Raw genomic sequence first — 18,162 nt, 5'->3', positions numbered from 1 at the left:
CACTTTAAAAATATCCTCATTTTCTTGAACCAAATGTATGTTCGTACTATGATAGATATACTCAATTTTTACTTATTTCCGTATCTGCGAAAACTCTTATAAATAAAAGGCAGTAAGGCTATTGCCATCACTGTATACATTACCATTACAAGCGGAATTTGTCGAAATACACAATTCCCAATCTGATAAATAAGTGGGACTTTTACACTTGCCTGTACATTTGTCAAAATTGTTGGTATCAAATTGAAAAGCGTTGTATACCCAGAAAGTGCCCGTCCTATAAATGGCAATAAGCAATATAAAAAGAACGGAATGCAAACAGCGACACTAATTGTATGCATTTTAGCCGCTACTAACATAGACACTACAGCCGCCAGCATACTGGCTATAAATCCACATACAACTGTCAACAAATAGTATTGTCCATATGACATAATGTAAATACTATACGCCTGATACATTTGATAAGGTGTATTCATACCACTGGTTCCCATAATTCCAAAACAAATCACACTAAGTAATATAATTCCCATACAATAAATCATAACTGTCGTAGCTATTCCTGCCAGTATTTTTGTTTTAACAGCTTTTGTACGTCCATACTTTGTAGAGAAAAATACTGCATCTGCTTTTGTCTGAAAATCATCTGCGAATATTCCAGCACAAATAAAACCAACTATGATTGCCAGAATAATAGAATACGTTTCTACATGCATAATCATAGTATCCCATGAACTATAAGATTCGTATTCTACTGGTAATTTTATTTCATTATATTTCTTTTCCAAGTATTTTTTCTGAACAGAAGTCTTTCCATATTCTTCTGCCATCTTTTCCATATTTTTATGATAAGTGTCATAGAACTCTTGTATATTTTCTTCTGTAATTTGATTTAGAACACTTTCATCATATTCTGCATCCGGTGTTAATACCGATATTATAAAACCCCTAATATCATCTATCGGTTGTAATGTCGTTCCATAAATCGCATTTTCTTCTGAGGATTGTGTCATCGCATTTTTATTTTGTTCTATAACTTTTCCAAGTTCATCTTCTGTCAATGTACCTTTCCATGCTCGTCTGTTATCTGTAAGTTTTCTTGTTGCCATAATTCCAGTACTAGCATTTCCATTCTCATCCACATAGCGATTACTTGTAACTGCAAATCCGCTAAAAATGACAGCAAGTATCAATGCCAATCCGATTGCAAATACATTAATTTTCTTTGAAAAAATTCGTTTTAATTCTAATTTAAGCATCTTGTTTTTCCTCCGATTTTTCTCCAAAATAAAATAGAAATGCATCTTCCAGGTTTTTTTCTACAGCCACAGCATCTTCTGTTGGCTTTTCTATTGAAATAATTCTAAGCTCTGCTCCGGTTTTTGTTGTTTTTATATTTCCAACCAAATATTCATTCATATATTTGTCTATCATACTTCTCGAAACATTACATTGCCATACCTTTTCTTTCATAGAAGATACTAAATCTTCCGCAGTACCTGCATAAAAAAGTTCTCCATCTTTCATTAACATAATGTTATTCGCAATGTACTCAATATCCGATACAATATGTGTAGACAAGAGCACCAAACGTTCTTCCGACAATTCACTAATTAAATTACGAAAACGTATTCTTTCATTCGGGTCTAATCCAGCGGTAGGTTCGTCCAGGACAAGAATTTGCGGATCGTTTAACATCGCCTGTGCTATTCCTACACGTCTAACCATTCCTCCAGACAAATTCTTCATTTTTCTTTTACTGAATTTTTCCATTCCTACTTGATTTAATAATTGCTTCACTTTTTTTCTGGCAAACGCAATTTTTAACCCTTTTATAGAAGAAATGTACATCATATAATCATATACGGTCAAATCTGGATAATATCCAAAATCCTGTGGTAAATATCCCAGAACTTCTCGGTATTCACCTCCTAGTTTCCATATATCTTTACCATTCCATAATATTTGTCCTTCTGATGGTTGAACAATCGTACAAAGCATACGCATTAATGTGGTCTTTCCTGCCCCATTTACTCCAAGCAGTCCATAAATTCCTTTTTCCATAACACAATTCACTTTATTAACAGCATTTACTTCTCCGTATTGTTTTGTTACATTTTTAAATTCTAATTTCATACGTGTAATCCTCCAAAATTTTTTCATCAAATACCAATGACTTCTGAACACAAAAAACAAAATATACAAAAGTCAATATCAGCATAGCCACCCATACCGGAGTTACAATTTTCTGATAAATAACATCATTTGCAACAATCATCATCCATAAACCAACCCATACCAGACAGGAAAGCACTGCTATATATTCTGATTTTTCCCATCTGCTGTACAATACACGAAAACATATACAACATGAAACATTTACTGGAAGCAGAAAATTAACCACCAAATCACTTAACGAGAGTATTGTTGTTTGATATGTAATTGCCAAAAACACCATAACGATCACCAGATCCACTACTCCAAACATTAACATTCTTGCTGTACAAATCTGACGCAGTGTGTAATAAGACGCCTGCTCAATCTCAATTGCACCATTTCTTCTGTTTTTCCAAATTTCCGGGATAATCAGAACCACAAATATTGTGGCAGATATTCCCATAATCCTCATCATATCTTTTATGTCTGACGTATAATTACTCAACCATATCCATAGACACATAAGAACACAACCTTGTAAAATCCACCATCTTTTTTTTATGAATTTTGTCTGCTCATACAAAAATTCAAAATAAGATGTTCTATGCGATTGTTTCGATAAAACCGACTCTGACAAAATATTCTGACATGCTTTTACTGTTTTGTTCTCTGTTTCAGCCCTTACATACTTTTCTTCAATCTCCTCTTTATATTCCTTTATTTGTTGCTTATAATTCTTCATCTTTTTTCACCTCCAACTCTTTCATTAAAAGTTCTTTTGCTCTTCCGATTCGATATTTTACAAGAGAAAGTTTGATATGAAGTAATTCTGCAATTTCTCTTTGCTTCAATTCCTGAAAAAAATATAAAACTGCCGTTTCTCTAATTTCTTCCGGTAACTTTCTCACTGCCTGTTCAATAGTTAATCGAACTCCTAGCTCTTCTACATGATTTTTACTACAGTCCTCTGATTTTAGCAGTTCCTCTGATGGAATATCTTTTTTCTTTTTGTAATAATTTTTAACGGTATTTCCGGCAATTGTATAAAGATAATTCTTAACTTTTCCATATTCTTTATATCTATATAAATTGGAAAAGAAACGTGTAAACACTTCTTGTGTCAAATCCTCTGCCTCATATGGATCATTGATATGTAGCAAACAATATTGATATATACTTGAGTAATATTTTTTGACCAGTTTTTCACACGCATCTTCATCTCCTGCTCTTGCTAGATGTACTAACAAAGAATCAGTTTTGTATTCCATTCGCAAATTTGCCTCCCTCTGTTTTCTAAATAATATAACAATCCTACTATAAAAAAAGTTAGGATTTTCTTTTGTTTTTATTTATATTTTTCTAAATATTCTTCCAAACATAAATTTTCTTCTTTCATTATTTTAGCGACAGTCGTTCCAACATAACGGTAATGCCATGGTTCATTACTAATTCCTGTTATATCCATTTTATCTTCCGGGTAATGTTTTACAAACCTATATTTATATGCATTTTTGTCTAACCATTGATCACCGCAGCTTTGCAGATCAGAGAATCGCCGAACAGCCGACCATCCACGAAGGCTATATTGCCCAGAATATGGAAAAGAAAGGAATGATAGCTGACCACTGTGAAATCAACCGCCAGATTCGTGCAGATAACCAAATGCTCCGGGAATTAAAAACTCAGGTATCGAAACTGGCTCAGGCTGTCAAAAATTCTATTCCTGTAATTGCAGAAACAATGGAAACTATCCGAAATCATATGATTTTTACACAATACCATTTACTTCATAATGAGATGCAAAAAGAAGTAATTCATGATTGGATGAATCATTTTAATCCAATACTGAATAAATACAACACAGTTAAAAAGCAACTCAAAGGTATGTTCGGTAAATATTATGACTATCACCGTCGTGATATTGCAGCCAATGAGGTGGATTATCTCAATGTGGAAGATCCTGATGTCTTCTCCCATCGTGCATGGGAACTTAAATATCAAAGAGAACAGGAAATACGGCGAAATCAGCCTGCTCGGACTAAGAATAAGTCATATGATATAGAATTGTAATTTTCTAAAAAATAGGCGCATAGATTCATCAAATCCATACGCCTAATTTACAATTGTTATTATTCTTTCCGAATCCTTTCAACAATGCTTTCCCGACTCATCTTTTCAAACTGATACTTTGGTATCACATACGCGATCCCAACCAAAATTGGAATCATAAGCACACATGGCACTATCGTAAGATGCAGCCGGAAGAAAAATGCTGTACCGAGCGTATTTACTAAAATTTGCTTTGCTCCAAACATAATTAGCAATACTGCAATCACAAATGCGCCTCCCAAATATAGGAATCCCTCAGCCACCAACATTTTCGATATCTGCTTTTTCGTCATTCCCACAACTTCCAAAAGTGCCAGTTCTTTTTTTCTACTAATTACAGAGGTTGCTGTTGTATTAAAGAAATTCATAATGCCAATAAAAGCTAAAATAATGACAAGAAAACTACCGATCATATAATATTTACTGACAAACCGCCTAAAGCTCGCCTTCATATCCAATACAGAAGAAACATTTATCATATCATTTTCTTTCAAAACATTTTTATCAATGTATTCTTTTACTTGCTTATCCTCTCCCTTCTTGGCATCAATAGTAGCATACATTGCTGATTGATTTTCTGTCTGGGTGAAATACTCTTCTTCTGGGACCATTACTGTAATATAAACAGAATCTGCATACGGATAATCCAGGGAATATGGCATCATAGCTTCTCCGATTACCCCATAATCTTTCTGCTTTCCGTTTCCGTACTCCATTTTAAAAGTCTCGCCAGACTGATAATAAGAAACTGGTTGTTCTGTATATTTATCACTATAGTCCACAATCACATAATCCCCACTTTTAAACGTATCCCAGGAACATTTTTCCCCTTTCCATTCTAACATATCAAACACCGCTTCACTAATTCCGAGGAAATGAACCTTTACAGTATTATCCGCTTTTGTTTCCTCCCAGATTTGCTTTTCATAATCTGTCCAGTTTTCTTTGTTTTTTTCTGCCAATGTCTCCCACGTTTTCAAAAGTGCCGGTTCCATCTTATGTCTTTCTTCCGAATAATACACATATCCTGTTTTCTCACTTTCCGGACACTTATTCAGAATCTCTTTGATTTCAGGTGTAATACCGTTGAAATTTGTATTCGATAAAGTGTCGGTCATCTGATCCAGTTGAAAATCAGATGCTAAAACTATATTCTGGTAAGACTCAAAATCATATCCCTGCACCAACATCACAATACAGTTGACCACTACCATAGAAAGAGCGATAGAAAGCATAACAATCAATCCCTTTTTCCAGTTACGGAACACATTTTGAACTGCCATTCCCCACCAGGTTACAGACGTATTCTTTTTTATTTTCTTCTGTGACTGCTCTCCTTCTGCCAAATGTAGGGCTTCCACAGGCGAAACTCTTTCCACCATTTTACAAGCCCGTAGACAGGATAAATACACCGTTAAAAGTGTCAGAAGTGCTGCTGCAAAAAAAATCAAAGGATTAGCTGATACTACTGTCTGTGTAGTCTGTCCTGCCTGTGCACTGATTTGGGCATCTGCTGTCAGAGACGGCGACATACAAAAACCTGCAAGATAACCGAAGATCAATCCGATTGGAATCCCCACTTCTGACAATTTCCATGCCTGCATACGTACAATTTTTTTCAATTGTTTTCCTGTTGTTCCCACGTTCTTCAATAATCCGTAGGCTCTAATATCCGTTTTCACGGATATATTAAAAATATTATAAATAATTAAGTAACCAGCCAATATCACAAACAGTACCATTACAATAAGGGAAGTGAATGAAAATGAATCCTCTTCAAAAAGATTATATGCCGGATTGATCTCCAATCCTGTCCTTGCTTTCGTAAATCCTGCTGTCTTAGATATATTTTCTGTTTTCTTTTCCAGATTCCAAAGATTCTTGTACCAGACAGAATACTCCTTTCCCCCATTATAGATACCATTTTTTAATTCTTTCTGTGTAACAGGATAACAATTCTCCTTCGCATAGGCTTCAGATACCCAGACCATCTGACCTAAAACAGCCTTATCACCCTGCCAAAATCCACATATCTGGAATGTATCTGTTTTGTATTGTTTCAGCATTGGATTTACTTCCCACGTCAGCGTGACTTCTTCCCCAATCTTTGGTGTAACTCCCAGTGCTTCCAGTACCAAGCTGCTGACTGCCACTTCATTTTCCTTCTCTGGCAGTCTTCCTGTAGTTGGCAGACAATTAAAGCTTTCTGCCATATTTTTATCTGCATATCTAACTTCTACTGAAAAGCCAAAATGTTTATCTCTTCCTGCTCCCAGAAAAATGCCTGTTCCATATCGTTCCACCTCATCACTTTGTTCTATTGTTTTTTGCAATCTCACCGCATCTTCTTCTGACAAATTCTGCGCAATAGCATGGGATGAATCCATAAATTGCTTAATTTCCGTTGCTCTTTTGGAAAGTATCATGGATACACTCCCCACAAAGAGGCTTGTAAATAACAGTGATGTCAACATGATTGCAATAACAGCAATAATATTTCTTGCTCGGTTCATTTTCATAAAACGTTTCGTCAATAATCGTAACGTTTCTTTATTCTCTACTTTTACCATATAATCGCCCTCACTATACCAAACCACTGTCTGAAACAATTTTTCCGTCTTCAATCTGTAAAATCCTGTCAGTCATCTGGGCAATCTCCTCATTGTGAGTAATCATTACAATCGTTTGATGAAAACGCTTACTGGTGACTTTTAAAAGTCCCAATACATCCTGACTCGTTTTTGAGTCCAGATTGCCTGTCGGTTCATCTGCCAGCAAAATAGCAGGTTTTGCCGCTAATGCTCTTGCGATTGCCACCCTTTGCTGCTGACCCCCTGACAGTGCACTTGGAAGATTTTCCAGTTTTGTCCGAATGCCCAGTGTATCTATGATTTCATTTACATAACCTTTTTCAATCTTTTTTCCATCCAGTTTTACAGGAAGAACAATATTTTCCCATACATTCAGCATCGGAACCAGATTATACTGTTGAAATACAAATCCAATATTTCTACGCCTAAAAATAGTAAGCTCTTCATCTGTCATATGGCTTAAATTCTGTCCGTCAACAATGACCTGACCGGATGTTGGATTATCCAAACCACCAATGATATGAAGCAATGTAGACTTTCCACTTCCAGAGGTTCCAACAATCGCTACAAACTCCCCTTTTTCTACTTCCAGGTTTATACCATCAAGAGCCCTGACTTCTGTTTCTCCCTGCCCATATATTTTTCGTAAATTTACCGCTTTTAATATATTCATGTCATCCTCCCATCAAAAAAGCCTGTATTGATCTTTACAATACAGACTTTATCATAACAATGTCTCCATCTAGTTTCTGAAATGTCACAGTTTTGATACTATTCCTTCTTTGCTATCGGAAGAAACACAGAAAATGTAGAACCCTTTCCTCTCTTTGATGTCACTTTTATATACCCCTTTTGTGCCTGAATAATCTCTCTTGCAAGGAATAAGCCAATTCCTACTCCTGGCTGGTCTGCCACTGACAGACTCCGATAAAACCTTCCAAATATCTTTGGTATTTCTTCTTTTTCTATTCCAATGCCATCATCAATGATATCAATCTTTACAAAAAAAGAATACTGCTCGACTTTTATCTGAACATTTCCCCCACATGCTGTGTATTTAATCGCATTGTCTACAATATTTCCGAGTGCCTCCACGGTCCATTTTGAATCACACATAGCATGCAAATCCGTGTCACATAGGCTCAGAGTAATATTCTTCTCCCTTACTTTTACGTTAAACTGCTGCTGTATAGATTCAAGCATCTGCTTAATAGTAGTATCCTCCGAATGTACTGCGATAATTCCACTCTCCATCCGTGATAATTTGACCAATGATTGTATCAAAAAATCTAATTTGTCTGTTTGCTCCAAAATGGTAGCTATCTCCTCCTGATTTTCATGATTCGTTTCAGAGAGTATTTCACCATAAATTTTCAAATTTGAAATAGGAGTCAAAGTCTGATGCGCAATGTCAGAAATAAGTTTCTGTATCACTTCTTTTTGTTCCTGTTGGTTCTTTCGTGCCAGAAAGCTACTGTCTAAATGTTGTTTCATGCTGTTTTCAAGAGCAGAATACTTTTCTTCTGATATTTCTGTCCGTTCCAGTTCTCCATCTATGGCACAATCCAGCATTTGCTGCAGCCGGTTCAAAAGCTTTTTTTCTTTCTGATAAAAAATACTATGCCATAAGATTCCACTTAAAACAAATATTCCTACAATCAATATAATTATTTCTATCATCCATTCACCGCCCAGGTATAACCAATTCCATAGACTGTCTTGATATATTCAGGCTTCTGCGTATCATCTTCTAATTTGTCTCTGAGACGTTTGACTGCAACAGTCAGCGCATGAGCATCCACAAACTCTGTCTCTCCTTGCCATACCTCGTCAATCAGGTATTCCCGCTTCACTACTTTTCCTCTGTTTTCGCACAGCACTTTCAAGAGTTTTTGTTCTGTCTTACTAAGTTCAATAGGTTCTCCATCTTTGAAAAATTCCATTTTATCGAAATAGAACTCAAATCCATCAAGCTCCATAGAATTTTTAGCTGCTGCCTCTTTATTTCTAAGCTGCACAGACACTCTTGCACGCAAAACCATCAAGCTAAACGGTTTCGTAATATAATCATTTGCCCCAGCTTCCAATCCTGTTACAATATCTACTTCCATGTTATTTACTGTAAGCAGAATAATCGGCACCTGACTGTTTTTCCTTATTTCTCTTACAAAATCAATCCCATTCCCATCCGGCAAGTTCACATCTAATAAAACCAATGTGATATCTTCCTTTTTCAAGATTTCTCTAGCCTTCTGCAAAGTCTGGCACTGATAAAAGAAATAGGAATCATTCTTCAATGCGAGACGTATTCCATCATTTAATTTTTTGTCATCTTCAACAATCAGTAACTTTTCACTCATATTTTCTCTGCTTTCTTTCAAATTACGCTAATTGTATCATTGCCAGTTTTATAAATCAAATCATTAAATCAAAATCTCCGGCAGAAATTATCTTACAAACAGCGAAAAGCTTCCTCTGTTCTCCTGAAATCTCTGCCAGCAACTGCAACTTGCCGGATATGAATTCAGTGATCTTACAGTACTTCGTATTGAACAAGGAACACGCTTTGTACCGGATTATGAGGTAGTGGCTCTGCCGAATTTTTTCATGTATCTTGTGAATATCTCTTGGGTGTTAAAAATGAAAAATAAGCAGTGATCTGTAATCTACTCACAGACCACTGCTTATATTTTTGTTGAAACGATAACCTACACCCCATACCGTCTGTATGTAGATTGGCTTACTTGGATTATCCCCTATCTTCTCCCGAATATTCCGGATATGGCTCATGACGATGTTATAATCACCGAAATAGGGTTCTTCCCAAACAAGATCATAAATTTGCTCCTTACTAAACACCCTTCCCGGACTGCTTGCTAACAGATAAAGTATTTCAAATTCTCGATTTGTAAGCGTAACTTCTGTATTCCCAGTATTCAAGTCGAACGTCCGTGAGACTTGGCGCGTGATTCTGTATTCTTTGTGTTCCCCGTCCCAAGGTCTAACGCAACAACAACGGTTACTTTCTTCACAAGGCTCTTTTCTTTGTGATTTTCACCTATTTTTCTGAAACTGAAAAACTCTACAAAGTGCGTAAATTCAAGGATTTCTACATATTCTTCCTTTGTAGCAACACCACAGTCTCAACGGTACTTTCGTTGTCCCAACAAAGTTCCTGTGTTTCCCTGTCTCCAAAATACACCGGAAAACGGAACTTTATGTGCTTCAGGAATCTGCCATCCGGCTGCTCCTGCTCATAAATATCCACCTGTTCTACAAAGCTGTTAAGAAATTCTTTCTTCTCCAGGTCGGTGAACTTATCATATAGTTTATCAAAATATAAAAGGAATTGATAGACGTTTTCTTCTGATATTTTCTGTTGCCGGATATTCAGCAGGCGGTTCTTGACTTCTTCTATACTGTTCTCCACGCCTTCAATCTCATCATACAAACGGTATAACCTTGTCTCCATATCCTGATATTTCTTCTCATAAAATTTATCCATGATATCCAGATTGTCCATCTGCTGTCCAAGTCTTGCTTTTGCTCCGGTCAGCTGCCTGTGCTGCTTTTCCAATCCTTCAATCTCTTTTTCTATTTCTTCTGTATCAATTCTTGAACCGATTTTATTCAGAATTGCTTCTTCAAATTTAGGATTCTTCACCAGCTTCCGAATAACTTCTTCCACTGCATTGTTAATCTTCTCCTCACTCCATTGTTTACGATATCCACATTTATGACCATCTACCAGGCGACGATGTTTGCAGGCATAATAGAAATAATCCTTATATAAAGTTCCGTCTTTCTTTTTCTTTCGGTTCACGTTTCCATACATACCACTTCCACATAACGGGCATCTCAATATTCCAGATAAAATATGCTCATGATCGAGACTATGTGTCTTTTCATATTTCACACCTGTTTTTTCCCGTTTTTGATGTGCCAGCTCCCAGTCTGTTTCTGAAACAATCCCTTCATGGATACCATCGTGCAGCATATAATTTTCCTGCTTTACAATGCGGTATTCATTTCTTGTACCAGAAACTTTCTCGTTTTTCCTTCGTCCATAAGCCAGCTTTCCACAGTATACCGGATTATCCAGAACGCCTTTTATAAATGATGCGGCAAATGCGTCCAGTGTATTATTCTGTCGTTTTTTCTTTTTATATCCATGCTGGTTCAGCCATGCGGCAATCGCAGAGATTCCCATATTGGTATGAATAAATTTGTCATAGATCAGACGAATAATCTCTGCTTCGTCCTCTGCAATCTGCAATTCTCCATTTACTAATTCATAACCATACGGAGCAAATCCACCATTCCATTTTCCTTCCCTGGCTTTCTGCTTACGTCCTTCCATTGTCTGAACAAGGATATTCTCTCGTTCGATCTCTGCCACCGCAGACAGAACAGAAATCATCAGCTTTCCACTATCTTTTGAGCTGTCAATTCCATCTTCTACACAGATCAGATTCACTCCAAAATCCTGCATCCTCTGCAGAGAGTTTAATACATCTGCTGCATTACGACCGAATCTGGAAAGCTTGAACACCAGTACAAACTGTACCTCATCTGTTCCATTCTCAATATTATCCAACATTCTCTGAAATTCCGGTCTGCCCTCTACGCTCTTTCCAGACTTACCTTCATCTGAATACTCATTTACGATTTCCATATTCTGAAATTCCGCATATCTCTTGAGTTTTTCTTTCTGAGCATCCAGACTGTAGCCATCTACCTGCATGGTTGTGGATACTCTGGTATATATATCGCATTTAATCTTTTTATTCTTCATAATCTTCCTCGCAGTATAACTCTGTTTTATTGTCCCAACCTTATTTTAGTACTTGTTCCAACTATTTTCAATACTTATTTTCCGTATTGACGCATTTCTTCGCCAATCGTATAATTAAGTTAGATACAGAGCATTTCTGTTATCAAAATATTGCCCGCCCACCATTGGCGACTTATAAATGATTGGCTCGAAAATATTGTTCGCTTACCGGAAGCGTCTAATAAATGTCCGGCTTGAAAATTATTTAGAAATAATTTCTGTTTTTGATATTGTGTTTTTATCACACATTGCATATACTATAAATACACAAAAAAGCCAAAAAAGAGGAGGTGTTAGTATGGCTACTTCAAGTATTACTCATAATTTTGTCGTATCCAATCCAAATAGCGTAAAGCGTTTTGTCGCAGCAATTGACGAAGCCGACCGTGACCGCACACCAAAGCAGACACTTCCCGGACGTCAGTTAACGAACCCACAGGAAATCTTAGCTTTAATGTCAAAAAGGAAGAAAAAACATGTCTGATAAATATTTTACCGTTAATATTCGGGCATATTTGGATAAAGACGAACCGACATATATCGGAGAGGAAAGTCTTTACGACTTACTCTCCGATTTTTCTTGTCCCAAAAATCCCGATGTGGAATACTTTTTATTACATAATGCGATTGAGTTTACCAAAAAAGATCAATCTATCACTTATCTGGTATTTGATGCTGAAGATGCTTCACTGGTTGGTTATTTTTCACTTACAATAAAACCAATCTCTGTCCGTGCTTCAAATATCAGCAAGACAATGGCAAAAAAACTGTCCCGTGTCAGTATTTTGGATGAAGAAACACAATCCTATACTACCGCAGCTTACTTGATCGCCCAGTTGGGAAAGAACTATTCTCTTCCAAAGGAAAAACGAATTCCTGGAAATATTCTACTGGGATTTGCACTGGAAACCATATCCAGTCTCAAATATTCCGTAGGTGGCGTTATGGAGTTTCTTGAATGCGAAGATAATGAATTTCTTCTGAGCTTTTATACGCAGAATCATTTCAAGCCATTTGATACGCGTATTACCGCTTCTCAGAATAATGAGCCACACACTCTGCATCAGCTTTTAAAATTTATTTGATTTAAAAATGCATGAAAAAAGCGACAGTCTGATTTACATTTTGTATTTCAGGAAACTGCCGCTTCTTTTTCTTCCTTATTCTGTTTTTCTTCCTCCAACTCCCGGAGGACTTCAGCGCCGTACTTATCAATCATCCGTACCAGAAAATCAATGCACCGCTCAAATTCAATATTCTGTTGCATAAGCTCCTCCCGTTATTGTTTTGATCTGAGCTTATTTTACAGAACCTGCCGGAAAACCACATTGAATAGAAATTGATTGTAAATTGACACAATCAATTTAAAAATATCCGCATTTTCTTGAATCGAATATATGTTCGTGTTATGATAGATATACTTAATCTTAACTACGAAAGGGGAATTTCTATTGAATCGATGCGATTTTTCTTCTATTAGCACTTGCTTAAAAAATCATATCAGCGAAAGTAATCAAATGAGTCAGCCTGATTTTTTATACGAATTATTTGAAGATTTTATGGATGATCCGGCAAATCAGGATTTTTCTATGGATAATGGTCTGGTTTGTCGTTGGCTGACCGGTCAAGCAAAGATCAGTCCCAAAATATCTGCCTACTATTCCAAACCCAGTAATCAGAAAAAACTGGCAGAAACCATTCACCAGAATCTGCTTCCATTGATGTCTGACTGCAATATGGCTATGCAGGATATATACACATTATTTATACAAGATGACACCATCTCCGATGCCAAAAAGAAAAATCTGGCTTCTCTGTACAAACCAGCCAGCTCACGTCTGCTTTTTCTTGCAAAGCTGATTTCTTTTGGCATGGAGCGACAATTTATCAAACGTGATACTAAAAATCAAAAATTAATTGCCGGAGGTGCCCTGTCACCCATTGTGCTGGATTATATTATGGACAGTGAGGTTCCGAAACCATGCCGTCATTTTATCGGAAGAGATAAAGAACTAGAAGAATTATATACCATGCTTGAGGAAAACCGTCATGTTTTTCTTTGCGGAATTGCCGGTATTGGTAAAAGCGAACTTGCCAAAGCCTACGCAAAACATTACAAAAAGCATTACACTAACATTCTATATGTAGAATATACAGGTGATCTTCATCAGGACATTACTGACATGGATTTTATTGATGATCCACCAGAAATCAGCGAACAGGAACGGTTTCAAAGACATAACCGTTTTCTGCGTTCCCTGAAATCCGATACTCTGCTTATCATAGATAATTTTAATGTCACAGCTACACAGGACAGTTTTCTGTCAGTAGTATTAAAATACCGCTGTCAGATTTTATTTACGACCAGAAGTAATCTGAATGAATACTGTACTTTTCAATTAAAAGAAATAAAGGATATAAACATTCTTTTCCAACTGACATCTGCATTTTATTCAGAAGCAGACAAGTATCGTTCGACCGTCGAAAAAATCATAGAGACCGTACACTATCATACTTTTGCTGTAGAACTGGCTGCAAAACTTTTGGAAAATGGAATTTCAACTCCAGGTCAGTTATTAGCAAAACTTCAGGAAGAAAGAGCATCTCTCGATAATGAAGATAAAATTAAGATAATCAAGGATGGTCAAAGCAGTAAAGCCACTTATTATAGTCATATCCATACTCTATTTTCACTATATGCTTTATCCCGAAAACAGCAGGATATCATGTGCAATTTGTGTTTTCTTCCTTACACTGGTATTTCTGCCCGCATATTCGCCAAATGGCTGGAACTGCCTACCTTAAATGAAATTAACGACTTGATTGAAACTGGTTTTGTGCAGACAACTACACGTCACACAATCTCCCTGCATCCTATGATTAAGGAAATTGCCCTTTCAGAGACAAAACCATCTGTAAGTAGCTGTCACATATTACTGGATTCTTTACAGAAAATATGTTTAATGCATGGAATTGAAGTCGATTATTACAAGAAGCTGTTTCAGACAGCAGGAAACATCATAGAATTGATTGAAAAAGATGATATACCAAAATATCTACTTTTTCTGGAAAATGTTTTTCCATATATGGATAATTATAATTACCAGAAAGGTATGAAAGAAATCATTCAGGAATTAAAAAATTTTTTGAAGCCTAAAGACATTGGCACCGATTCTGACCGGGCATTGTTACTGGATTTTCAGGCTACTCTTGAAATCAAGCCAGAAAAAGCAATAAAACTGGAAAAGGATGCACTTGCCCAGATAGAAAATATCACTGCTGACAATGCTCGCCTTGTTTCCAACCTTCATGCCAATCTCGGTGGACTTTACCGCATGAACGGTCATCCCGATCTTGCAAGAGAACACATGGAAAAAAGTATCTCACTGCTTGACCAATTTAACCTGCTTCATATAAATGACAGCATACCTCAGATTGCCAATTATGCAATGTTCCTGACAGAACAGCAGGAACCCGAAAGAGGCATCTCTGAATTGCAAAAATTATCCGGCATCATCAAGGAATACCATTCCGATGACTGTCTGGATTATGCCAAAGTACAGGAAACCCTTGGAACCATTTATCTGATGACTGCCAATCTTCCGCAAGCCAAAACACATTTTAAAAGAGCTTTCAAAATATATGAAAAGATCTGGGCTGATGAACCAGAAATGATTGAAGCAAAATATCAGGAAATTCAGGAGTTATATCCACAGATTGGATTTTGCATTGGAAAAAATCTATCCGGTCTTTTAACAAAATAAGCATAATTTACGGCGGGCAACTTGCCCGCCGTTATATTCAACTATTCGTCAAATAAATATATGCATCTTCCAAAGTGATATCATTATCCAGGACACAATTCTCATTTGGCTTTCCTTTGCTTAATACTTTCATATGAATTCCATTTTCTACATACTGCTTAGATGATATAGAATAATTGGCTTCTAACAAACGGGCTTCTTCTGCATTTTGTACCGTACAATTCCAAACACAGCCCTTTGCATTTTCCAGCAACCCACTCACGCTTCCAGAATATAAAAAACTTCCCTTTTTCATAATGGCAAGCTGTGTACAGGTTGCTGCTAAATCTTCTACTACATGAGTGGAAAACAGCACAGTTCTATCCTTTGAAAAATCAACCAAAAGATTGCGGATCCTGATTCTTTCTTCCGGATCTAACCCGGTGGTAGGTTCATCAATAATCAAAAAATCCGGATTATTAAGAAGTGCCTGTATGAGTCCGACACGTCTCTTCATACCACCAGATAATTGCCGCATTTTTTTATTCTGATGCTCTGTAAGAGAAGTCTTTTCCAGATAATAGGTAATTCTTTGTTCGAGGTCATTTCTGGCTACTCCTGACAGTCCCCCCATATATACAAGACATTCTTTCACCGTAAGATTCGGATATAAGTCGATTTCCTGTGGAAGATAACCAATCTTTTTCTGTATTTTCTCATAATTTCCCTCGTTATACAGAATTCCATCAAGGGAAACCATTCCTTCCGTTTGTTTTAAAACAGTTGTAAGAACCCTCATCAAAGTGGTTTTTCCGGCACCATTCTCACCCAAAAGTCCGTAAATTCCCTTAGGTATTTCAAGAGATGCCTTATTTACTGCAACTACACCATTTTTAAATCTAACTGTTAAATCATTTATTCTAATACTCATAATCTATCCTCTTTTCTTTAAAGTCATTGGTAATACTGCAAATAAAAACAGCCCCGCTATAAAAGACACAAGCGTTCCATAAATCCAACTCTCGGACATTAATTGAGTAGGTTCACAAAAGCTGAAAGAAAACAATCCCAGATTTCCGAAAAATGAACTTCCCGCTTTTGATATAAGTCCAATGACAATTCCAAATAAACATCCAATACCTGCCCACATATTTCGAAGCAATGTACACAAAATCACAGAGCATATACTCCAAAGCCAGATAGTTCCAAACATTGCAATGAAATATAAAAGAAATATCTGAATACCCGAAATGCCTTCGTTTACACTGCCCGGTTTTTGCCAGAAAAACAAAACATATCCAACACAGGAAAGTATTAATAAATATAATATTTGAACGCCCACTCTCTGCGATATTACTTTTAACTGCTTTTTTTGATCATACAAATGAAATACATCGGCACGCTTACTTTTTACTTCCATCAAATATGTGTCACTACAAAAAATAATTGTTAAAAATGCTATTGGCGACTGAATCGCTGAACCGATTTCTTCATAGTATATAATCGGATGAATAGCACACAATATCAGTATAAATGCACATGAATAAAAAATCTTATATAACGACAGGCAGTTTTTTAGTTCCGTTTTCAATGAACCCTCCTCCTTTTCCAGATTGTAACAGAAATACATACTAATATAACTGATGAAATTACAAGAATAATCTGATTTATGTTTGACATTTTGGCTACATGTGTTTCAAAAAATCTGCCAGGGAATCGCACCATAATAGAGAACGGTCTCATATAATAAATATCATTCTTCATGGTCAGCATATTTGAATATATAATGTGTAAAAACAAGATTGGTGCTGCCGGAAGCGGATTTTTAAATATTACTGCTGTAATTGTATAGACACAACATATCATCAAAAGATTCGGAATAATATAGATCAGAGAATTCACGCAAAAATCAATTGGTGTTACTGGAAAGCCCGATTCTAAAGACGTTTTCAAACACAGCATAAAGAATATAACATTCAAAATCACTAATACTCCCAGCATACTAATGAATCCACTTATTACTTTCCCACATATATATTGGACTGCCGTAACAGGCTTTGTATGTAATAATTCATAGGTACTTTTTCGTGTATCCTGAATAAATAAAAATGATAGCAAGACTGTTGCAAAAAAGGCCATATGCAATCCTGCAAAATCCGTAAATTTTTTGGCAAAGTACCAGGAAAAAGAATGTTCGGATAATTTCCGCTCGATATAATGATTGATTTCTTCTGCTGTCCCCTTATGAATTTCAAGGTCCTCATAAGCATATATTGCATTATAATAGCCATATTGGGATTCCAAAAACTCAGAAGCAGTCTTTACATCCATATTCTGAATTTCTTTCATTACATGATCTGCTTCCTGCCTGCTAAATCCAAAACCATTTTTGGAGGTGTCCATTAACGTCTCTTTGATCGTATCTTCCCACTCCCTTCTTCTTTCTTTATCATCAGATGTGGGAATGTACCCATCCATGACATCAGCATCTTCCAATGCTACGTCATTTTGTGTGATCTGTTCATTCTGTTTGATATAATGAATTTGCAAATACGATGACAGACATTGATACATACTGGCAACTATAATAATCAAGCCAATCCACAAAACAGGGTTCTTGAAATAATCAAGTATACTTCTTTTTATGATTGTTTTCATTGTATCTCTTCCTTTCTTTATTTCTTTAACAACATCATACAAATCAATTCTCAATAAATTCACAACAAAA

At 36.3% G+C, this 18,162-nt stretch carries 17 protein-coding genes and 2 pseudogenes; 4 read left to right on the top strand and 15 right to left on the bottom strand.

Annotated features, from left to right (window positions below; all coding sequences use genetic code 11):
- Positions 1–68: 68 nt before the first annotated feature.
- From EUBHAL_RS09475 to EUBHAL_RS17270, 5 genes and pseudogenes are all read right to left on the bottom strand, one after another.
- Entirely contained in the window at positions 69–1,259 is a 1,191-nt protein-coding gene (locus EUBHAL_RS09475) for an ABC-2 family transporter permease (protein ID WP_005348565.1), read from the bottom strand.
- Positions 1,252–2,136 (bottom strand): ABC transporter ATP-binding protein, encoded by an 885-nt coding sequence (locus EUBHAL_RS09470; protein WP_005348563.1) that lies wholly within the window; start codon positions 2,134–2,136, stop codon positions 1,252–1,254. Before EUBHAL_RS09470 ends, EUBHAL_RS09475 begins: the two co-directional genes overlap by 8 nt.
- A complete protein-coding gene (locus tag EUBHAL_RS09465; protein ID WP_005348547.1) occupies positions 2,120–2,899 on the bottom strand; it encodes a hypothetical protein in 780 nt (259 codons plus the stop codon). Before EUBHAL_RS09465 ends, EUBHAL_RS09470 begins: the two co-directional genes overlap by 17 nt.
- Complete coding sequence (locus EUBHAL_RS09460; protein ID WP_005348545.1) at positions 2,886–3,425, bottom strand: RNA polymerase sigma factor; 540 nt, start codon at positions 3,423–3,425, stop codon at positions 2,886–2,888. The genes EUBHAL_RS09465 and EUBHAL_RS09460 overlap by 14 nt, the downstream gene beginning before the upstream one ends.
- Positions 3,426–3,502: 77 nt before the next feature.
- Positions 3,503–3,679: pseudogene (locus EUBHAL_RS17270) on the bottom strand (M15 family metallopeptidase); the annotation flags it as partial.
- Between EUBHAL_RS17270 and EUBHAL_RS09455 the strand changes: the two are divergent.
- Positions 3,676–4,227 (top strand): annotated as a pseudogene (locus EUBHAL_RS09455) (MobQ family relaxase); the annotation flags it as partial. The pseudogenes EUBHAL_RS17270 and EUBHAL_RS09455 sit on opposite strands and share 4 nt — an antisense overlap.
- A gap of 59 nt (positions 4,228–4,286) precedes the next feature.
- Here EUBHAL_RS09455 and EUBHAL_RS09450 read toward each other — a convergent pair.
- The 6 genes from EUBHAL_RS09450 to EUBHAL_RS09425 all read right to left on the bottom strand — a co-directional run bounded on the left by EUBHAL_RS09450 (position 4,287) and on the right by EUBHAL_RS09425 (position 11,652).
- Positions 4,287–6,890, bottom strand: coding sequence for an ABC transporter permease (locus EUBHAL_RS09450; RefSeq protein ID WP_242648776.1), 2,604 nt, complete (start codon positions 6,888–6,890; stop codon positions 4,287–4,289).
- Complete coding sequence (locus EUBHAL_RS09445) at positions 6,850–7,530, bottom strand: ABC transporter ATP-binding protein (RefSeq protein WP_005348524.1); 681 nt, start codon at positions 7,528–7,530, stop codon at positions 6,850–6,852. The genes EUBHAL_RS09450 and EUBHAL_RS09445 overlap by 41 nt, the downstream gene beginning before the upstream one ends.
- A 98-nt stretch (positions 7,531–7,628) precedes the next feature.
- Positions 7,629–8,537, bottom strand: a complete 909-nt coding sequence (locus tag EUBHAL_RS09440) for a sensor histidine kinase (protein WP_005348521.1) — start codon at positions 8,535–8,537, stop codon at positions 7,629–7,631.
- The gene (locus EUBHAL_RS09435) at positions 8,534–9,217 is read right to left on the bottom strand and encodes a response regulator transcription factor (RefSeq protein WP_005348518.1); all 684 of its coding nucleotides are present in this window, start codon (positions 9,215–9,217) and stop codon (positions 8,534–8,536) included. The genes EUBHAL_RS09440 and EUBHAL_RS09435 overlap by 4 nt, the downstream gene beginning before the upstream one ends.
- A gap of 310 nt (positions 9,218–9,527) precedes the next feature.
- Entirely contained in the window at positions 9,528–9,797 is a 270-nt protein-coding gene (locus tag EUBHAL_RS09430; RefSeq protein ID WP_005348514.1) for a winged helix-turn-helix domain-containing protein, read from the bottom strand.
- A gap of 169 nt (positions 9,798–9,966) precedes the next feature.
- Positions 9,967–11,652 (bottom strand): recombinase family protein, encoded by a 1,686-nt coding sequence (locus EUBHAL_RS09425; protein WP_005348508.1) that lies wholly within the window; start codon positions 11,650–11,652, stop codon positions 9,967–9,969.
- Between the two features lie 337 nt (positions 11,653–11,989).
- Between EUBHAL_RS09425 and EUBHAL_RS16220 the strand changes: the two genes are divergently transcribed.
- A complete protein-coding gene (locus tag EUBHAL_RS16220) occupies positions 11,990–12,175 on the top strand; it encodes a hypothetical protein (protein ID WP_014080774.1) in 186 nt (61 codons plus the stop codon).
- Positions 12,168–12,776, top strand: coding sequence for a hypothetical protein (locus tag EUBHAL_RS09415; protein ID WP_005348504.1), 609 nt, complete (start codon positions 12,168–12,170; stop codon positions 12,774–12,776). The genes EUBHAL_RS16220 and EUBHAL_RS09415 overlap by 8 nt, the downstream gene beginning before the upstream one ends.
- 47 nt (positions 12,777–12,823) lie before the next feature.
- Here the strand turns inward: EUBHAL_RS09415 and EUBHAL_RS16365 are convergent, their stop codons facing one another.
- Positions 12,824–12,958, bottom strand: a complete 135-nt coding sequence (locus EUBHAL_RS16365) for a hypothetical protein (protein ID WP_005348500.1) — start codon at positions 12,956–12,958, stop codon at positions 12,824–12,826.
- Between the two features lie 250 nt (positions 12,959–13,208).
- On the opposite strand from EUBHAL_RS16365, the gene EUBHAL_RS09410 reads away from it, so the two are divergent.
- A complete protein-coding gene (locus EUBHAL_RS09410; RefSeq protein WP_005348498.1) occupies positions 13,209–15,455 on the top strand; it encodes a tetratricopeptide repeat protein in 2,247 nt (748 codons plus the stop codon).
- 37 nt (positions 15,456–15,492) lie between these two features.
- On the opposite strand, the gene EUBHAL_RS09405 is transcribed toward EUBHAL_RS09410, so the two are convergent.
- From EUBHAL_RS09405 to EUBHAL_RS09395, 3 genes are read right to left on the bottom strand one after another with little or no spacing between them, the layout of a single operon-like run.
- Positions 15,493–16,365, bottom strand: a complete 873-nt coding sequence (locus EUBHAL_RS09405) for an ATP-binding cassette domain-containing protein (RefSeq protein WP_005348496.1) — start codon at positions 16,363–16,365, stop codon at positions 15,493–15,495.
- Positions 16,366–16,368: 3 nt separating this feature from the next.
- Positions 16,369–17,025 carry a hypothetical protein gene (locus EUBHAL_RS09400; RefSeq protein WP_008705633.1) on the bottom strand — a complete coding sequence of 219 codons (657 nt, stop codon included), beginning with the start codon at positions 17,023–17,025 and terminating at the stop codon, positions 16,369–16,371.
- Positions 17,022–18,092 carry an ABC transporter permease subunit gene (locus EUBHAL_RS09395; RefSeq protein WP_044922878.1) on the bottom strand — a complete coding sequence of 357 codons (1,071 nt, stop codon included), beginning with the start codon at positions 18,090–18,092 and terminating at the stop codon, positions 17,022–17,024. Before EUBHAL_RS09395 ends, EUBHAL_RS09400 begins: the two co-directional genes overlap by 4 nt.
- Between the last annotated feature and the right edge of the window lie 70 nt (positions 18,093–18,162).

The sequence above is a fragment of the Anaerobutyricum hallii DSM 3353 genome (assembly GCF_000173975.1).
Taxonomy (GTDB): Bacteria; Bacillota; Clostridia; order Lachnospirales; family Lachnospiraceae; genus Anaerobutyricum; species Anaerobutyricum hallii.
The sequence above is the reverse complement of the archived record's forward strand: the minus strand, read 5'-3'. Positions and strand labels throughout refer to the sequence as shown.